We start from the raw sequence: 16351 nt of genomic DNA, 5'->3' as shown, positions 1-16351 counted from the left end.
TTTTTAATTAATTAAACCTGAGGTGCTGAAACCGGAATGTTCTGAAAGTCTTTGGCAGCAGGAAATTTTTCCCAATACCATTCTCTGTAGCAATAATTGAGGTTGGCTTTTTTATGCGGCATTTCAATTACTTTTTCGATTTTGAATCCAACATGCGCTTTATTCAGCATTGATGCTATCGAATCTACAGCTCCTTCGCCCACCATTTTGCCGACTTTTGATTCTGCAAAAACAAAATCCATCATCGATTGCGTTACAGCAGAAGTGAATTTTAGTTTGGAATCTGTTGGCGCGATAAATAGATGCGTTCCGTAATCGGATGGTAGGGAGTCATAATAACCTCCAACAATGTCACGGTTCGCCCAATATACTTCCATGTTAAAAGTAGGTTCGCCATTGACTTCGCCGATATAACTGTGTGAAATATCTCCGGGAAGGAGCGTTCGGTAAAACAATTCCAACTCTTTAACAGGCCAGTTCATTTTCCAGATTTTTAAGGCATGTTCACGATGAAACCATTCGTGCAGCATTTCCAAATCCTCTTCAGGATTAACCGGACGCAAGGTTATGGTTACATTTTCCTTTTCGAAGTATCGGCTAAAAACCACATCTTCTCCTTTAGGCTTTATTAGCTTTTGAGAAAAAAAGTATTTGTTTAAAGGATTTGGATAATTCAAATATACCGCAGGGTTGGTTCTTGGCGCACTGGCTTCATCCATATTGTTGAGGCTCGTTAGCAGATTGCATTTTGCATACAGTTGAATGCTGTTTAAAAAATGAGAAGTCAGACCTGTGGTATCCGTTGCTTCTTCAGCTTTGAATGCTTCATAAATCATGTGAAGAAGTAATGACTCATTAGCCAGTTTGTTTTTGCCTAAAACATTTACGATTCCAAAAAGGTGATTCACTAAAAAATAATAGCCCCAAAGGTTAATTATTCGGTTTTCTGCTATAAAATTTCGGCTTTCGTCACCAAAATCTTTAATGAGATTCTGCAATTCCTTCGCTTTTCCCTGACGGAAAAAATAACCCTGATTGTCCCTGAAATACATTTTAGACGGGAAAAGATGGTCATCAAATTCAATAAGGATGTTTTGCTGATGGAATTCTGCTCCAAATCCGTATTTATTGAAGATACCTACTAACGGATGTAAAGTCACTTTAAGATATTGCTTAAACCAGTCAATAGCTGTTTCTGTAACTTCTTTGTCCCGTCTTTTTGCCGATTCGTTAATGATATTCAGTATTCTGGCTGATTCACCAAGCACACCATCCTGACATAAAGAGGCAACCATGCTTACATTTTTTCGGGCATTTGTTCCATGGAAAGGATTTTGGCGTACACTGGTGCTAAAGCCATCAATTACCTTATCTTCATAAACCACAGCAATAAAAGCAGGATCGCAAATAAGCTGTACTTCAGGATACTCTTTCTTAATTCCTTTTCCCCATTCTGTTTTCATGAGTTTGCCGGCATCATAACCACGGTTTAATTCATGAAGATAATTAACACGATAAGAGTTGGTGATTTTTACATGAAGTGAAAATTTATACATCCATTCGCTTTCAGCATTGTATACTGTACGAACCGATGAGGTAGCTGTATACGATGGTCCGAATTGCCCCAGACTGAAAAGAAGTTTTTTCGACTGCATTTCTTTCACTTCAGTCTGATTTAATAAATACTCAGCTTCCCATGGATGTGTTGGAACTACTTTCCATTCGGGATATAAAGTCAGTAATTCTTTAGTGCTATTATCTGCATATTTTGAAATTTCATTTCTGAGATAACTCGTCATAAGATACTCTTCAGCACTTTTTTCGAGCACATTATCCGGATGAATAAGGAAAAAATGCAACGGAAATTGCCCTGCTGTTTCAGGAGAATATTTTTTCAGCTCTTCGTGGGTAAAACCTTCTCTGCTTTTCGGCAGAGGGTGTACGCTGTGTCCCAAAATCAGCGATTGCTCGGCTTCAATAAAAGTCTGTTCAGGACTATTGACAGCCTGATCACTTTTTTTATACTCAGAAAGATAAAAAGCCAGATTATCAATACTGTTTTGCATGCGTTTTTGAGTTGGCAGCGAATCTATTTCTGGATAATCTGTTTTAGCAAATGCTGATACAATTTCTACAAAATCGAATGGACTTATCTCTTTGATATCGTCTGAAGAACTATTGCGGACAACAATTGGAAAACCAAAAGAATGTACGCCGCTTTCTGAAAAGTAGGTTAGGGGAGCAAAAACTTCCTGACCGATATCAGTAAAATCAAACCGCAGAAATGATTTATGATTGATAGTCTGCATATAATCTGCCAGTGTAGGATCGTATTTCGGAATACCTTCATAACGGCTCCAGTTCCTGAATTCCCTGCAATAACAATTCAGCAGGGATTTAAAATTAACCTGCTCTGCCAGTTGATGAAAATTAGTTGAGTTGTTGGTATTCATTTCCGGTTTTTTTAATGAGGTTAAGAATGTTTTTGATGTCATTAAGCGTAGTCAAAGGATTGAAAATGGTGAATTTGAGATAGAAATTTCCATTTACTTTTGTGCTGGCAACCAGAACTTCTCCGCTAAAAAATAATTTTTCTTTGATGTACTGATTGATGTTGCAATAATTAGCCGGATCAAGACCGTTGATGTAACGGAAGACCAATACACCCATATCTGAGTGGCATAAAAGCTCAAAATTTTCATCATTTTCCAGGTAATTGGCTGTTTGTTCTGCTGTTTCTATGATGGTGTCGGTGTATTGCCCAAGCTTATCTTTGCCCATGTAACGGAGCGTAAACCAAAGTTTAAGCGCATCAAAACGACGGGTACTCTGAATAATGGATTTATTGATTTGCGCCGGAAGTGCATCATAATCCTGCTCTTTTGGATTCAGATAATCGGCGTGGTGCTTGATAATGTTAAGATGCAGTTTGTTTTTTACTATAAAAGCACTGCTGCTAATCGGCTGAAAGAAAGATTTATGGTAGTCGATGGTTACCGAATCTGCAAGTTCAATTCCGTTTAAAAGATATCTGTATTTTTCTGATAGCAATAATCCGCATCCATAAGCGGCGTCAACATGAAGCCATAAATTGTGACGACTGGCAATATGGGCTATTTCAGTTAATGGATCAACATTTCCAAAATCGGTTGTTCCTGCTGTAGCCGTAATAGCAATCGGAATATTGCCTTTTTCTATTTCTGCAGTAATTGCTTTTTCAAGCTGCTTAGGATCCATTCGATATCTCGAATCTACACCAACGTGTACAATGGACTGTTCACCAAGACCCAAAATCCATGCATTTTTATGATTGCTGAAATGCGCTTTATCAGAAACAAAAATTCTAAACTTACTCGCATCAGGCGGAAGACCGTCAAGTTTGATGTTCCATTTTTGATATTCAAGAGAAAAATAATCTCTGGCCAGTAATAATCCCATTAAGTTGCTTTGGGAACCTCCGGCAGTAAAAATACCATCCGCATTTTCAGAATAGCCAATTTGTTTGCTGGTCCAGTCAATTAATTTTCGTTCGATAAAAGTACCTCCGGCGCTCTGATCATAAGTATCCTGAGATGAATTTATGGCGCTGATCAATACTTCGGCTGCGAGTGCCGGAATTACCACAGGGCAATTTAAATGCGCAATATATTCTGGTAAATGGTAGGCTGTAGCGTGTTTTACATACAGATCATCCGCTTCATTTAATAAGCTTTCATAATCGGGAAGGGGAGTGTCTAAATCTACAATTTCTACTTTCGCTTTCATTTCATCAGGTCTGATTCCGCTGAAAGGTTTTCGGTTGTTTTTTAGAAAGTCCGAAACGCGATCTTTTGCTAATTGTATGGCTTCAGCATATTCGTCATTAGCATGTTGATGAAAAATATCTTTATAATAATCCTGATCGGGTGTAAGCACCGATTTTTTTTGTGCCTCATCATTCATTAATGTGTTGTTCATAATGGGTTTTATTTAAGGTTGTTAATAATTTATTGCAGATAAATCACTTTTTTGGATAAAGGAGTTCTCTTCTTTTTGGATATTTTTAAATCATCCGCATAATATCCCAGATAGAGAAGACCTAAGGACTTTTCGTTTTCAGCAAGACCGAATTCGCTCACGTAATCAATAGCCACATTTTTGGTACTCCAGTAACTTCCAATAGTATTAGCAGTACACGTTAACGCCATATTTTGTACAGCAGATGATACAGCGGCAATCTCTTCCCATTCAGGAAGATTGATTTTAGTGTTTCGGACCAGAATTATTCCAATCATGCAAACTGCGTTCAAAGGATAGTTCCGCAGATAATCCAGTTTTTTTTCTAACGCATCAGGTGTGAGTTCTCTTGCATAGGATTCTTTGTAATAATCGGCCATGTATTCGCCATATTCTTCAAGATATTTTCCTCTTAATACAATAAATCTCCAGGGCTCAGTCATTTTGTGATTGGGCGCCCAGGTAGCGTTTATTAGAATTTCATCGAGCAGGTCATCAGGCAATTCTCCCTTGACAAATTGATCACCAAAAATGCTTCTTCTGTTCCGAATGTTTTCTGAAATTTTTTTTGGTTTATCAGAATAATCTGAAGCTCTGGTTTTACTGGGATTGTCTTTAATTTTCATATTTTTTTAAATTTTTCCAAGAAATTTATTGTTATTTAGATTAATTAAAAATATATTTGTAAGTAAATCTTATTTAGACTAAGTAAAAACAAATGTATAAATTAAAATGAATAAAAAAAATAAATGTGAAAAATTTTATACGAATGCCCGTACATAAATAAAATTATTATCTCAGATTAATTTCATATAATACTTATTTTTAATGCATTGTGTTTAATGTTTCAATTGTATTTTAATAACCTAAAAACGGATTAAAAAATGAAATCACAATCAATTATTTCAATTGAAAGACCTACTGATCAGCCATTGTCTTTTGATATTCCTACAAAGCCTTTAATAATAGAAATAACACCTCAGGAGAGAAATATTTTATCAAATGTGGGCAGCCTTTTAGTGAAAGCATTTGGCAATTATGAAAACCCTGAATATATATCGTCTCTTCATCTCCATGCTTTTCAATTATTGCCAGAACGAATAACCCGGATCCTGAGTCAGTTTGGAACCGATTTTTCAGCTGAACAATATGGTGCGATTGTCTTTAAAGGACTTTTAGAAGTCGATCAGGAAGATTTAGGGCCTACACCTCCTAACTGGCAGGGAGCAGATTACGGAAAGTTAAACAAATATGGTTTTATCTGTTCGTTACTGCACGGAGCTGTGCCTTCAAAACCTGTTCAGTATTATGCCCAGAGAAAAGGTGGAGGACTTTTACATGCTGTAATTCCGGATGAAAATATGTCTATGACACAGACCGGATCAGGCTCTAAAACCGATTTATTTGTACATACCGAAGACGCTTTTTTATCACATCAGGCCGATTTTTTAAGTTTTCTTTATCTGAGAAATGAAGAAAGAGTGCCATCAACTTTGTATTCAATTCGCTCACACGGAGAGGTCAATACTGTGATGGAAAAGCTATTTGAACCTATTTATCAGTGTCCAAAAGATGCCAATTATGAAGATGAAGATACTTCAGATTCTGCACCTCTAGCTTCTGTTTTGTATGGCAATAGGGAACTCCCTTTTATTCGATTCGATGCTGCTGAGCAAATATTTAATGAAAATGCAGGACAGTCATCTGAAGCTCTTAATAACTTAATGGATTTTTGGGACGAAGCAAAAACGCTGATTAATAATGATTACATTCCTAACTCAGGAGATCTTATTTTTGTAAACAATCATTTGTGCGCGCATGGACGAAGTGCTTTTGTTGCCGGCCAGCGTATAGAAAATGGTGAAATCATAAAATGTGAACGCAGGCAGATGCTCAGAATGATGAGTAAAACAAGTCTTATTCACATCAGATCGGTTACACAGACCAATAATCCTTATTTTATTATGGAAGAACACTTAGGGAAAATATTTGATCTGGATGAAATTTAGATGTAGGTTGTCAATACCATAAACTCATTACACTTCCATACTCCATTATTTTGTAATGGAGTTTTTTTATGATTTTTTTTAATTTATATGATTGTTTTTTAAAGTAATGATATATAATATTTAGTTCTGTAAGATAAAAGAATAATTATGTAAAAAATTCACTGTTTCATCATTTAAATTTGAATTTTAAGCTTTAAAATCAATATTATGAAAACACTATTCAATTCAAAAATCCTATTATTACTTATTATGATGGGAATATTTTCTTCCTGTAAAAATAATCAGGACGGGTACAGCGATGAAATCGATACACATAAGACTACAGTTGATACATCAGGCATAATTTCAGATACCACAAACATCGATAAAAGTAATGGAGCTAATGCAGCAGGAAGTAATGCCTCAAAAGTTAATACCGGTACAAACAACCCAAATGCCAGCAGTGCTGGTACTGGGAGCGGACCTGGTCCTGACCCTAATGATGGATCTGTATATACAAGCTCTTCAGGAGTAAGAAAAGACAGCGTCGATGTTAAGCCTGCTAAGAATAAAGAAAAATAAAACACTTTAACCTTATTAGTTTTAAAAGCCTGTAAATTATTTTGCGGGTTTTATTTTTTTGAAACTATTCGATTAATAATTAAGTGAGTAATAAAGATTATAAGGATTCGTTAACCAGGCAAGATAAAATTTCAGCAATAGAAAAATGAGCCCCACAGACAAATTCATCAGCCGCTCCATAATACATAGTAAGTTTGTCTCCTTCTACAAGATGCCCGTTAGTAAAAACCACATAGCCAAAAAAACCGCTTAGTTCATAATTTTCCTGAGGCATCATAATTGGTTCTAATGTTCGGGCAATTACTTTTGAAGGATCATTTAGATCCATTAAAAAAGCTCCCAGGCAATATTGGTGTTCTGCATTTGCTCCGTGATATATCTCGAGCCAGCCTTTATCTGTTTTTATTGGCGCTGCACCTGCACCAACTCTGGCACTGTCCCAAAGTCCTTTTCTGGTTCCAACGAGAAACTGATGGTTTCCCCAATGCACACCGTCAGAAGATTCGGCTAACCAAATAAAATTACCTCCAATTTGTGGGCTTGACGGGCGATGCAACGCATAAAATTTGCCATTTATTTTTTCTTCAAAAATGGCACAATCTTTATTATGCGGAGGAAATATCATGCCTTTTGTTTCATATTTTATCCAGTCCTTTGTGGTACGCAATCCAACGCCAACTCCATTGGAAGAAACAGCGGTGTAGGTAATATAGTAAGTATCTTCCAGTTTGCTCACACGGGCATCTTCTATACCAAATTGTTCAAGCGTACCTAAACCAAATAAAGAACTATAACCTTCAGGTTCATAAAAATGTATACCATCATCACTACACAGAATACGTAAATGTGAAAGCGTAGTCAAATAATCCAGGCCTTTATATTGAACAATACGGGCGTCGGTAGCTACAAGATCAGGATCATTCAGAGGGATTTCAATAATTTCTACTTTTCCTAATTCATTAATTACAGGAAAAAAAATAACACCTTCTTTTTGCGAAATACTCTCAGCCACTCGTACCAGGAGCCATGTTTTGTTTTCAAATACAAAAACACCCGGATTTAAAAGACTGATAATTTGTAAATCAGGGGTGCTTGATTTCAGATCTTTAGGCATTAATATTGGATTTTCAGGAAATCGGTGTGCTATATCGCTCATTGTACAGGTATATAAATTTTATCAAACAGTATTCACTGTCCTAAATAAAGTTATAATTCTTAATTGGTTGTTTATATAATAATTCCTGTTTTTTACATGATCTTCATTATGATTAATTATTAGTAGTCTAAGCTTTATTGATTACAACTTATTTTTTTAAGATAATACTCATAAAAATTAAAAAGTATTTTTTGTAATTTTAGTTAAAAATTTTTATTCGAATAATTTTGTAGAGTTTTGAAAATATTTTTTCAATAGATTTTATCTATTAAAGCAGATTGATATAATATAAAACAAGCATAAAGTCTAAGCATTTAGTTCTTAAATTCGTTTTCGGTTAATCCTAAAAAATCAAAAAAGTATAGTATGGAAAATCAATCAAATGACATTAGTAAGTGCCCTTTTCATAATGGCAGTATAGACAAAGCCGCGGCCTCAGGAACAAAAAACCGTGACTGGTGGCCGAAACAGTTAAAAATAAACATTCTGAGACAGAATTCTTCTTTATCAGATCCAATGGGAAATGATTTTGATTATGCAGAAGCTTTTAAAACTCTTGACCTTGAAGCTGTAAAAAAGGATTTGCATGAGCTTATGACGGATTCTCAGGACTGGTGGCCAGCAGATTTTGGTCATTATGGTGGTTTGTTTATTCGTATGGCATGGCACAGTGCCGGAACATATCGTGTTCATGACGGAAGAGGTGGAGCCGGTGCCGGACAACAGCGTTTTGCTCCCTTAAACAGTTGGCCTGACAATGTAAGTCTTGATAAAGCCAGAAGACTTTTGTGGCCAATCAAGCAAAAATACGGGCGAAAAATATCTTGGGCAGATTTAATGATATTAACCGGAAACGTTGCCCTGGAATCTATGGGTTTTAAAACATTCGGTTTTGCCGGAGGAAGAGTAGACGTGTGGGAACCGGACGAATCAGTTTACTGGGGTTCTGAAACCACATGGCTGGGAGGAGACGAACGTTATGCTGATGGTTCAGATGGAGTACCGAAAGACCATGGAGTAGTATCATCTGATGACAATGCTGATGGTCAGGTTCATACCAGAAATCTGGAAAAACCGCTTGCAGCAGTACAAATGGGACTTATATATGTAAATCCTGAAGGACCTGATGGCAACCCGGATCCTATTCTGGCTGCCAAAGATATACGGGATACTTTTGGCCGTATGGCAATGGATGATGAAGAAACAGTAGTGCTAATTGCTGGAGGACACACATTTGGTAAAACTCATGGTGCTGCTTCTTCAGATCACGTAGATAAAGAGCCGGAAGCATCAGGTATAGAATTACAGGGCTTTGGCTGGCAAAATAGTTTTGGTTCAGGTAAAGGCCCTGACACCATCACAAGCGGATTGGAAGTAACGTGGACAAAAACGCCAACGCAATGGAGTAACAATTTCTTCGAAAATTTGTTTGGTTTTGAATGGGAACTTTCCAAAAGTCCTGCCGGAGCTCACCAATGGGTAGCTAAAAATGCAGAACCTGTTATTCCGGACGCATTTGATAGTTCTAAAAAGCATTTACCGACGATGCTTACAACTGACTTATCATTAAGATTTGATCCTGCTTACGAGAAGATTTCCCGCAAATTTCTTGAAAATCCGGATGCTTTTGCAGATGCTTTTTCACGTGCATGGTTTAAACTGACACACAGGGATATGGGGCCACGTTCACGCTATCTGGGTTCTGATGTACCTCAGGAAGAGTTATTATGGCAGGATCCTATTCCTGAAGTTAACCATACTTTAATTGATGAAAATGACATTACTCAATTGAAACAAAAAATACTGAATTCAGGCTTAAGTATTTCACAATTAGTTGCTACTTCGTGGGCATCGGCATCCACTTTTAGAGGTTCAGATAAACGCGGAGGAGCAAATGGAGCACGAATAAGACTGGCTCCTCAAAAAGACTGGAAGGTAAATAATCCGGCGCAGCTTAAACAGGTTTTAGACAAACTTGAAAGTATTCAAACAGAATTTAATGCTGCACAAGGAAATGACAAAAAAGTTTCATTGGCAGATTTAATCGTTTTGGCGGGTAATGCAGGAATAGAAAATGCTGTTAAGAATGCAGGATATTCCGTTAATATTTCTTTTGCTCCGGGCAGAATGGATGCTTCCCAAGAACAGACTGATGTTGAATCTTTCGGTTATCTAGAGCCTAAAGCAGACGGATTCCGTAATTATAGAAGTGCAAAATCGACAGTATCTACTGAGGAACTTCTTATAGATAAAGCAAATTTACTGACACTTACTGCACCTGAACTAACGGTACTTTTAGGTGGGTTACGTGTTCTGGATATCAACACAGACGGAAGTAAAAATGGTGTTTTCACCTATCGTCCGGGCCAGCTTACCAATGATTTCTTTGTCAATTTACTGGATATGAATACAAAATGGCAGGCTTTATCTGATGACAAAGAACTTTATGCCGGAAACGATCGCAATACCGGTCAGCCAAAATGGATTGGTACACGTGCAGATCTTGTTTTTGGATCTAATTCAGAATTAAGAGCTATTGCCGAGGTGTACGCAAGCAGTGATGCACAGGAAAAATTTATCAATGATTTTGTTGCTGTATGGAATAAGGTAATGAATCTGGATCGATTTGATTTAATCAGATAAATTCATGTTAAGTTAAAAAATAAAAGGGGCCTGATCATGGCTCCTTTTTTAGTTTAATCCTAATAGTAAAATGGAAGTGTTTTACAAACGTTGTTCCTAATTATATTCGTACATTAGTAATAGATAGAAATATCATTCAGATAAATAGTATTAAAGAACATTATTTGCATAGTAAGAGAAGTACTAATATTGTTTTTTTATTATAATTTTAATGTTATATTTTTTTTATATTCAAAATAATAAGGAAATATAACGGCCTTTTTTGTGATTATTCAAAGAAATTCAATACATATTTGCTGAAAAATTAAAAATACATAGATTTGTTTTTTGTAGCCTATTTGCTTTTTTATACTTACTTTGGAAATAGATATTGTCTTAAAAGAACTTCAAAATCAAAATAAATCCGTTTACAAAAATGTATTTAACCATTTTTATAAAGGGCTGGTTATCTATGCCAACAATTTTTTATTCGATCAGGAAGCAAGTGAAGATGCTGTGCAGGAAGTATTTATTTCGTTATGGGAAAATGCAAAAAACATTGAAATAAAAACTTCTCTTAAAGCTTACCTGTATGCAATGGTACGCAACAAATGCTTGAATTATCTGAAATCGGTGAAAATAACGGATGATTTAAATGTAATTGATTTAAATTCAATGCTGGTTTTAGAAGAAGATTTGGATTTGATTTCTGAAGAAGAGAAAACAATTCTTTACCATCATATTTTAAAGATTATAGAAACTTTTCCGGAAAGTATGCAGCAGGTTTTCAAACTTAAATTTATTGAAAATTATAAATACGAAGAAATCGCCGATGAAATGGGTATTTCTGTAAACACTGTAAAAACGCAGCTTAAGAGAGCAAAGGTAAAAATCAGTGAATCATTGGTTATTATATTAGCATTATTATCCCTTCATTAGTAAGAAAGTTACCTAGTTTGTTGTTAAATTTAATTTTTTCTTCACTTTTTCTTAAACTTTTGTCACCCATTCTTTAGTTTCGGTTGTCTTAGTTATAAATTACATCAGGTAATTGTTAATTTAAAGAGATTCTGAAAATGGAATTTAAACTGATCATAAAGAAAATACATAATACTCTTACCCCCGAAGAAGAATCCGTTTTTGATTTATGGTACAATCAATCTGCAGCCAATAGGGCTTATTTTGCGAAAGTTCAAAATAACTATCAAACGGATATCAAGGATATAAATCTGGATGACGCATGGAAAGCTATTGACAAAAACATCAGTCCGGAAAAAAATAAAAATCAGTTTTATAAATATGCTGCTGCAGCATCCATAGTTTTATTGCTGGGTACAGGAATATTTTATTTTACAAAACCAAAAGAACAAATTATTGAGGTTGCTGAAAAACCAAAGGACATTGCCCCTGGAGGTAACAGAGGGATTTTAACACTTTCGAACGGAAAACAAATTGTTCTGTCTGATATTTCTGCAAAAGATACTATTGCCCACGAAGGAGAAAAAGAAGAAGTTACAATCAAAATGGATGCTAACGGGGTTATTACTTATACCATAAATCCTGATGCTGATGTTTCAAAAGCTGATGCTAATTCGTTCAATACACTTTCAACGCCAACAGGAGGGCAATATAATATTGTTTTGGCAGATGGAACCAAAGTTTATCTAAACACCGTTTCTTCTATTAAATATCCAACCCGTTTTAATGGTAAAGAAAGAATCGTAGAATTAGAAGGGGAGGCTTATTTTGAAGTAGCCAAAAATAAAGATAAGCCTTTTATCGTAAAATCAGATACCCAGTCTATAGAGGTTCTGGGAACTCATTTTAATGTTCATGCTTACCATAATGAACCATCTGTAAAAACAACATTACTGGAAGGAAGTGTAGCAGTTACTTCTAAAAATCAAAAAGCAATCTTAAAGCCTGGAGAACAATCTAATGTGTCTGCTAATATTAGCAGGATTACCATTCGAAAAGTGGATACAGAAGCAGCTATTGCATGGAAAAATGGCCGCTTCAAATTTGATGATGCCGACCTGAAAGCGGTAATGAAACAATTGGAACGCTGGTACGGAATTAAAGTTGAGTACCGTGGCGATGTTTCAGACGTGAGGTTTAACGGAGGTACATTTATGAATAAAAATTTGTCTGAAGTATTAAAAGTGCTTGAGCTTAGTAATATAAAATTTAAGGTCGAAGGAAAAACGATTATTGTGTATCCATGATTTTAAATGTAACGGATTATGTTGTGATTATATAAACTAAAAAACCAGAGGCAGTTGCGATGCTTCTGGTTGTTAATAGGTGTATAGCCAATATAAGTGTCCACTATTGTTTAACTATAACTAAATGTAAATGTATGAAATTTAATTTACAACCAAAAAAACCTTACAAAAAACTCAGAGAAAAAATTTCCAGGCTAAATTTTTCTGATTATTCCCTGATGTTGAGTGTTTTGGTAATGCTGCTTTGCAGTTTTACAAGCCATGCACAAAATGTTACCATTAATTTTAAGGACGCACCACTGGATAAAGTTCTTAAAGAAGTAGCAAAACAGGCTAATTATGAAGTTTTTTATACGCAGAAATTACTAAAAGATTCAAAACCGGTAACAATTAATGTTAAGAATTCTGGTTTAAAAGAAACACTGAATCAAATTTTTAGTGCACAAAATTTAAAATACTCACTTACCAATCAGACCATAGTAATAACCGCAACAAAAGAAAAAGAAGAGGAGCGGGGAAACGGATCCGGAAGAATACAAGGAAAAGTATTAAATAGTAAAAATGAGCCGTTTCCGGGAGTTAATGTTACAATTTTCGGTACAAATAAACATAGTATTACCGATTTTGACGGTAGCTTTTCTTTTGATAATGCACCTTTGGACGCTATATTAGAGTGTTCTGGACTAACTATTGAAAAAAAATCTTTTGCTATTAGCGGTCGCACTGAATTAACGCTTGTTGTTGAGGATAAAATCTCTGTTATGAAAGACGTAGTAGTAACAGGTTTTCAAACACTTACCAGAAGTCATTCTACAGGTGCTATTACTAAAGTAGATGAAAAGGTATTAAACGAAAATATCAACACCAATTTAGCATCTGCCCTTGAGGGACGTGTTGCGGGTTTGATGTTTCAGAAAAATCCAACCGGAGCTTCGGCTGATACGCCAATATTAAGAGGTATTGGTACTTTTTCTGTTGGAGAAGTTGGTTATAGTCCGCTTTTGGTTATAGATGGTCTGCCAACGGAATTGACTCTTGATCAGATAAATCCTTATGATATTGAAAGTGTAAACGTGCTTAAAGATGCTGCAGCCGGTTCTATTTATGGTTCAAGAGCGGCAAACGGTATTATTGTTTTGACTACCAAAAAAGGAAATGGTAAATTAAAAGTGAGCATAAATTCTGATTTCTTTATTAATACCAAACCTGATATTAAAGACATGAATTATGCTTCAACAAGCGATTTAATTGATTTTGAACAAGCTGTGTACAACAGGGAAAGAGCCAGATTTGCCAATACAGCTACGATGTTCAACGCTTATGGGGATATTGGAAGCAGCAGCCCAAAATATTACAGCCCTCTATACCAGCTTAACAGGGACTTAGAAGACGGAAAAATAAGCAATGCAGATTATAATACAACTATTGGTCAGTGGAGAAAGAACGATTATATAAAAGATTATCGTGATAATGTATGGCAAAATGAATTCAGACAACGTTACAATTTAGCATTTTCAGGAAGTACCACTAAACAAAATACGTATGTGTCATTAAATTATGACGCCGCAGATAATCGTATCGTAAACAACACAAGTCAGGCGTTTAATCTTTATGCTAAAAGCAGCTTTCAGGTAAACAACTGGTTAAATGCAACTTTCGGAGTAAATGCTACCTATAGCAACGATGATGTTACTGATTTTGATTTCGGTAATTATAATATTCAAAAAAGATACGAACGTATTACAGATGATAACGGAGACCGCGTATTATCACAGTTTGTAGGTATTAAAGATGGTTTTACCGGTAGTAGTGTTATTAACCCGGCTATGGCTGCAAAAATAAACAGTTTAAGTGGTTTTAAATCAGTGAATTTTAACGTATTGGATGCACTTAATGAAGGTATCACACATGAAAACTCATTAAGTTTAAGAGCTTTTACAAACCTTCGTGCTAAGATATGGAAAGGGTTGAGCTTTAATACACAATTTCAATATGAATTACGAAAAAATGATAACGATCAATATTATGCCGTTGACTCATACAGAATGCGTTATGCCATCAATGCCTTGACAGGATATAACCCAACTACAAATGTCTACACTTATGTAGATGGTTTTTCTGCAGGAGGGCGATACAAACAATGGAGCAGTCAGGCAAGTAACTATTCTTTTAGAAATCAGTTAGATTTTAGTCAGGATTTTAGTGAAGGGAAGCATTCTTTTAATGCAGTTGCCGGTTTTGAAATGCGCGAAACTTTTGTTCCAAGAGGTATTGAACAAATACGATATGGTTACGATCCGGTTACACTTACTTCTGCTACATTGAATAACCTTTCACTTAGCCAAACAGGAGTTCCTAGTTATATTTATGGGAGTAACGCTACTTTAGGAGCTTTGTCAAGATCACAAACGGAAGTTTTACATCACTTCTTTTCTGTTTTCAGTACAGCAGGTTATACTTATTTATCTAAATATAACGTAACAGGAAGTTACCGCGTGGATCGTGCAGATTTATTTGGAGTAGATTCTAAATATAAAAACCGTCCATTATGGTCTGCAGGTTTAGGGTGGAATATTAGTAATGAAGACTTCATGAAAGAAGTAAAATGGGTTAACATGCTTAAATTCAGGGCTACTTATGGTGTAAGTGGAAATGTCGATCAAAGTACAACACCTTACGTAACAGCTACAAGAAGAAACGACAATTTATATCAGTCTCTACAGTATATAAATATTACATCTCAGCCTAACCCAATGTTAAGATGGGAAAAAACACAAATAACCAATTTAGGTTTAGATTATACTGTATTAAAACATAAACTGACAGGTAGTATTGATGTGTATCGTAAACTAAGCAGTGATTTATTAGTAACAACTGATTTAGACCCTACCGTTGGGGCAACAAGCCGAAGGATCAATGCTGGTGCTTTATTAAACAGAGGGGTTGAATTTACTGTTGGTTCTGAATGGTTTAATAATGGTAATTTCCGTATTAATTCTAATGTAGTTTTTGGTTACAACAAAACTACAATTGATAAAGTTACCAGAGCACAATCATCTTCATCAGTTTATGTCAGTGCGCCATCAAATTACTTTTTTGATGGAGATGTGTTCAATACCCTGTATGCTTATAAATATGGAGGTACAACTAATGGATACCCATATGTTCTGGATGAAAATGGAAATCCATCAATCACTTTTGATGCTAATGGAAACCCGGTATCAACGAGTATAAAAACAGTTTCTAATCCAAATGCATTGGTAAAAATGGGAAGTTTAACCCCAACTTATACAGGTTCATTTTCACAGCGATTCTCATATAAGGGATTCGATTTGAATATGCTGTTTGTTTTCTCCGGAGGTAACGTAATGCGCAAAGAGACTATCGACATGAGTACAGATGCAGTAAACCTTTCAGGGATTTCAGATCGTTATACAGATGCAAATCCAAATGGCAACACACGTTTGTATGTAGATTTTGCAGAAAACATTAGAAGTTATGCCGGGACAATCAGCAGCCAATGGAGAAATTCGGATGTGAATGTGGTAGATGGAGATTATATCAAACTTAGAAACATTTCATTAGGTTATAGTCTTCCAAAGATTTTCGCAAACAAAATCAAAATGGAATCAGCAAAATTTACTTTCCAGGTAAACAATATCTGGTATTGGAGTGCAGCCGGAAACCGTATTGATCCCGAAGTTTATTCTGCAAACTCCGGAACACGTAATTTGCCATTGCCTAAAACATACTTATTTGGTTTTAATCTAACCCTTTAAAAA

The 16351-nt window shown here is 35.6% G+C and carries 10 protein-coding genes; 6 read left to right on the top strand and 4 right to left on the bottom strand.

The annotated features are described in order from the left end of the window. Positions 1 to 11: 11 nt before the first annotated feature. Genes OZP09_RS03230 through OZP09_RS03220 form a run of 3 tightly spaced genes read right to left on the bottom strand, consistent with a single transcriptional unit; the run spans position 12 to position 4622 of the window. Positions 12 to 2453 carry a GNAT family N-acetyltransferase gene (locus OZP09_RS03230; protein ID WP_281310283.1) on the bottom strand — a complete coding sequence of 814 codons (2442 nt, stop codon included), beginning with the start codon at positions 2451 to 2453 and terminating at the stop codon, positions 12 to 14. Next, positions 2431 to 3957 (bottom strand): pyridoxal phosphate-dependent decarboxylase family protein, encoded by a 1527-nt coding sequence (locus OZP09_RS03225; RefSeq protein ID WP_281310282.1) that lies wholly within the window; start codon positions 3955 to 3957, stop codon positions 2431 to 2433. The genes OZP09_RS03230 and OZP09_RS03225 overlap by 23 nt, the downstream gene beginning before the upstream one ends. A gap of 29 nt (positions 3958 to 3986) precedes the next feature. Then, a complete protein-coding gene (locus OZP09_RS03220) occupies positions 3987 to 4622 on the bottom strand; it encodes a nitroreductase family protein (protein ID WP_281310281.1) in 636 nt (211 codons plus the stop codon). A gap of 258 nt (positions 4623 to 4880) precedes the next feature. On the opposite strand from OZP09_RS03220, the gene OZP09_RS03215 reads away from it, so the two are divergent. Both OZP09_RS03215 and OZP09_RS03210 read left to right on the top strand, forming a co-directional pair. Then, positions 4881 to 6005, top strand: a complete 1125-nt coding sequence (locus tag OZP09_RS03215; RefSeq protein ID WP_269236507.1) for a Fe(II)-2OG oxygenase family protein — start codon at positions 4881 to 4883, stop codon at positions 6003 to 6005. A 207-nt stretch (positions 6006 to 6212) separates the two neighbouring features. Continuing rightward, positions 6213 to 6566 carry a hypothetical protein gene (locus OZP09_RS03210; protein WP_269236506.1) on the top strand — a complete coding sequence of 118 codons (354 nt, stop codon included), beginning with the start codon at positions 6213 to 6215 and terminating at the stop codon, positions 6564 to 6566. Between the two features lie 97 nt (positions 6567 to 6663). Here the strand turns inward: OZP09_RS03210 and OZP09_RS03205 are convergent, their stop codons facing one another. After that, positions 6664 to 7722: a glycoside hydrolase family 130 protein gene (locus OZP09_RS03205; RefSeq protein WP_281310280.1), complete on the bottom strand. Its 1059-nt coding sequence runs from the start codon at positions 7720 to 7722 to the stop codon at positions 6664 to 6666. Positions 7723 to 8088: 366 nt separating this feature from the next. Between OZP09_RS03205 and katG the strand changes: the two genes are divergently transcribed. The 4 genes from katG to OZP09_RS03185 all read left to right on the top strand — a co-directional run bounded on the left by katG (position 8089) and on the right by OZP09_RS03185 (position 16348). After that, the gene (katG, locus tag OZP09_RS03200; RefSeq protein WP_269236503.1) at positions 8089 to 10365 is read left to right on the top strand and encodes a catalase/peroxidase HPI; all 2277 of its coding nucleotides are present in this window, start codon (positions 8089 to 8091) and stop codon (positions 10363 to 10365) included. A 357-nt stretch (positions 10366 to 10722) separates the two neighbouring features. Next, on the top strand, positions 10723 to 11283 hold the full coding sequence (locus tag OZP09_RS03195) for an RNA polymerase sigma factor (RefSeq protein WP_269236502.1): 561 nt from the start codon (positions 10723 to 10725) through the stop codon (positions 11281 to 11283). Positions 11284 to 11420: 137 nt separating this feature from the next. Next, positions 11421 to 12569, top strand: coding sequence for a FecR family protein (locus OZP09_RS03190; RefSeq protein WP_269236501.1), 1149 nt, complete (start codon positions 11421 to 11423; stop codon positions 12567 to 12569). Between the two features lie 134 nt (positions 12570 to 12703). Continuing rightward, positions 12704 to 16348 carry a SusC/RagA family TonB-linked outer membrane protein gene (locus OZP09_RS03185; protein ID WP_281310279.1) on the top strand — a complete coding sequence of 1215 codons (3645 nt, stop codon included), beginning with the start codon at positions 12704 to 12706 and terminating at the stop codon, positions 16346 to 16348. The last annotated feature ends 3 nt before the right edge of the window (positions 16349 to 16351 follow it).

It is taken from the genome of Flavobacterium flavigenum (genome assembly GCF_027111255.2).
Taxonomy (GTDB): Bacteria; Bacteroidota; Bacteroidia; order Flavobacteriales; family Flavobacteriaceae; genus Flavobacterium; species Flavobacterium flavigenum.
The sequence above is the reverse complement of the archived record's forward strand: the minus strand, read 5'-3'. Positions and strand labels throughout refer to the sequence as shown.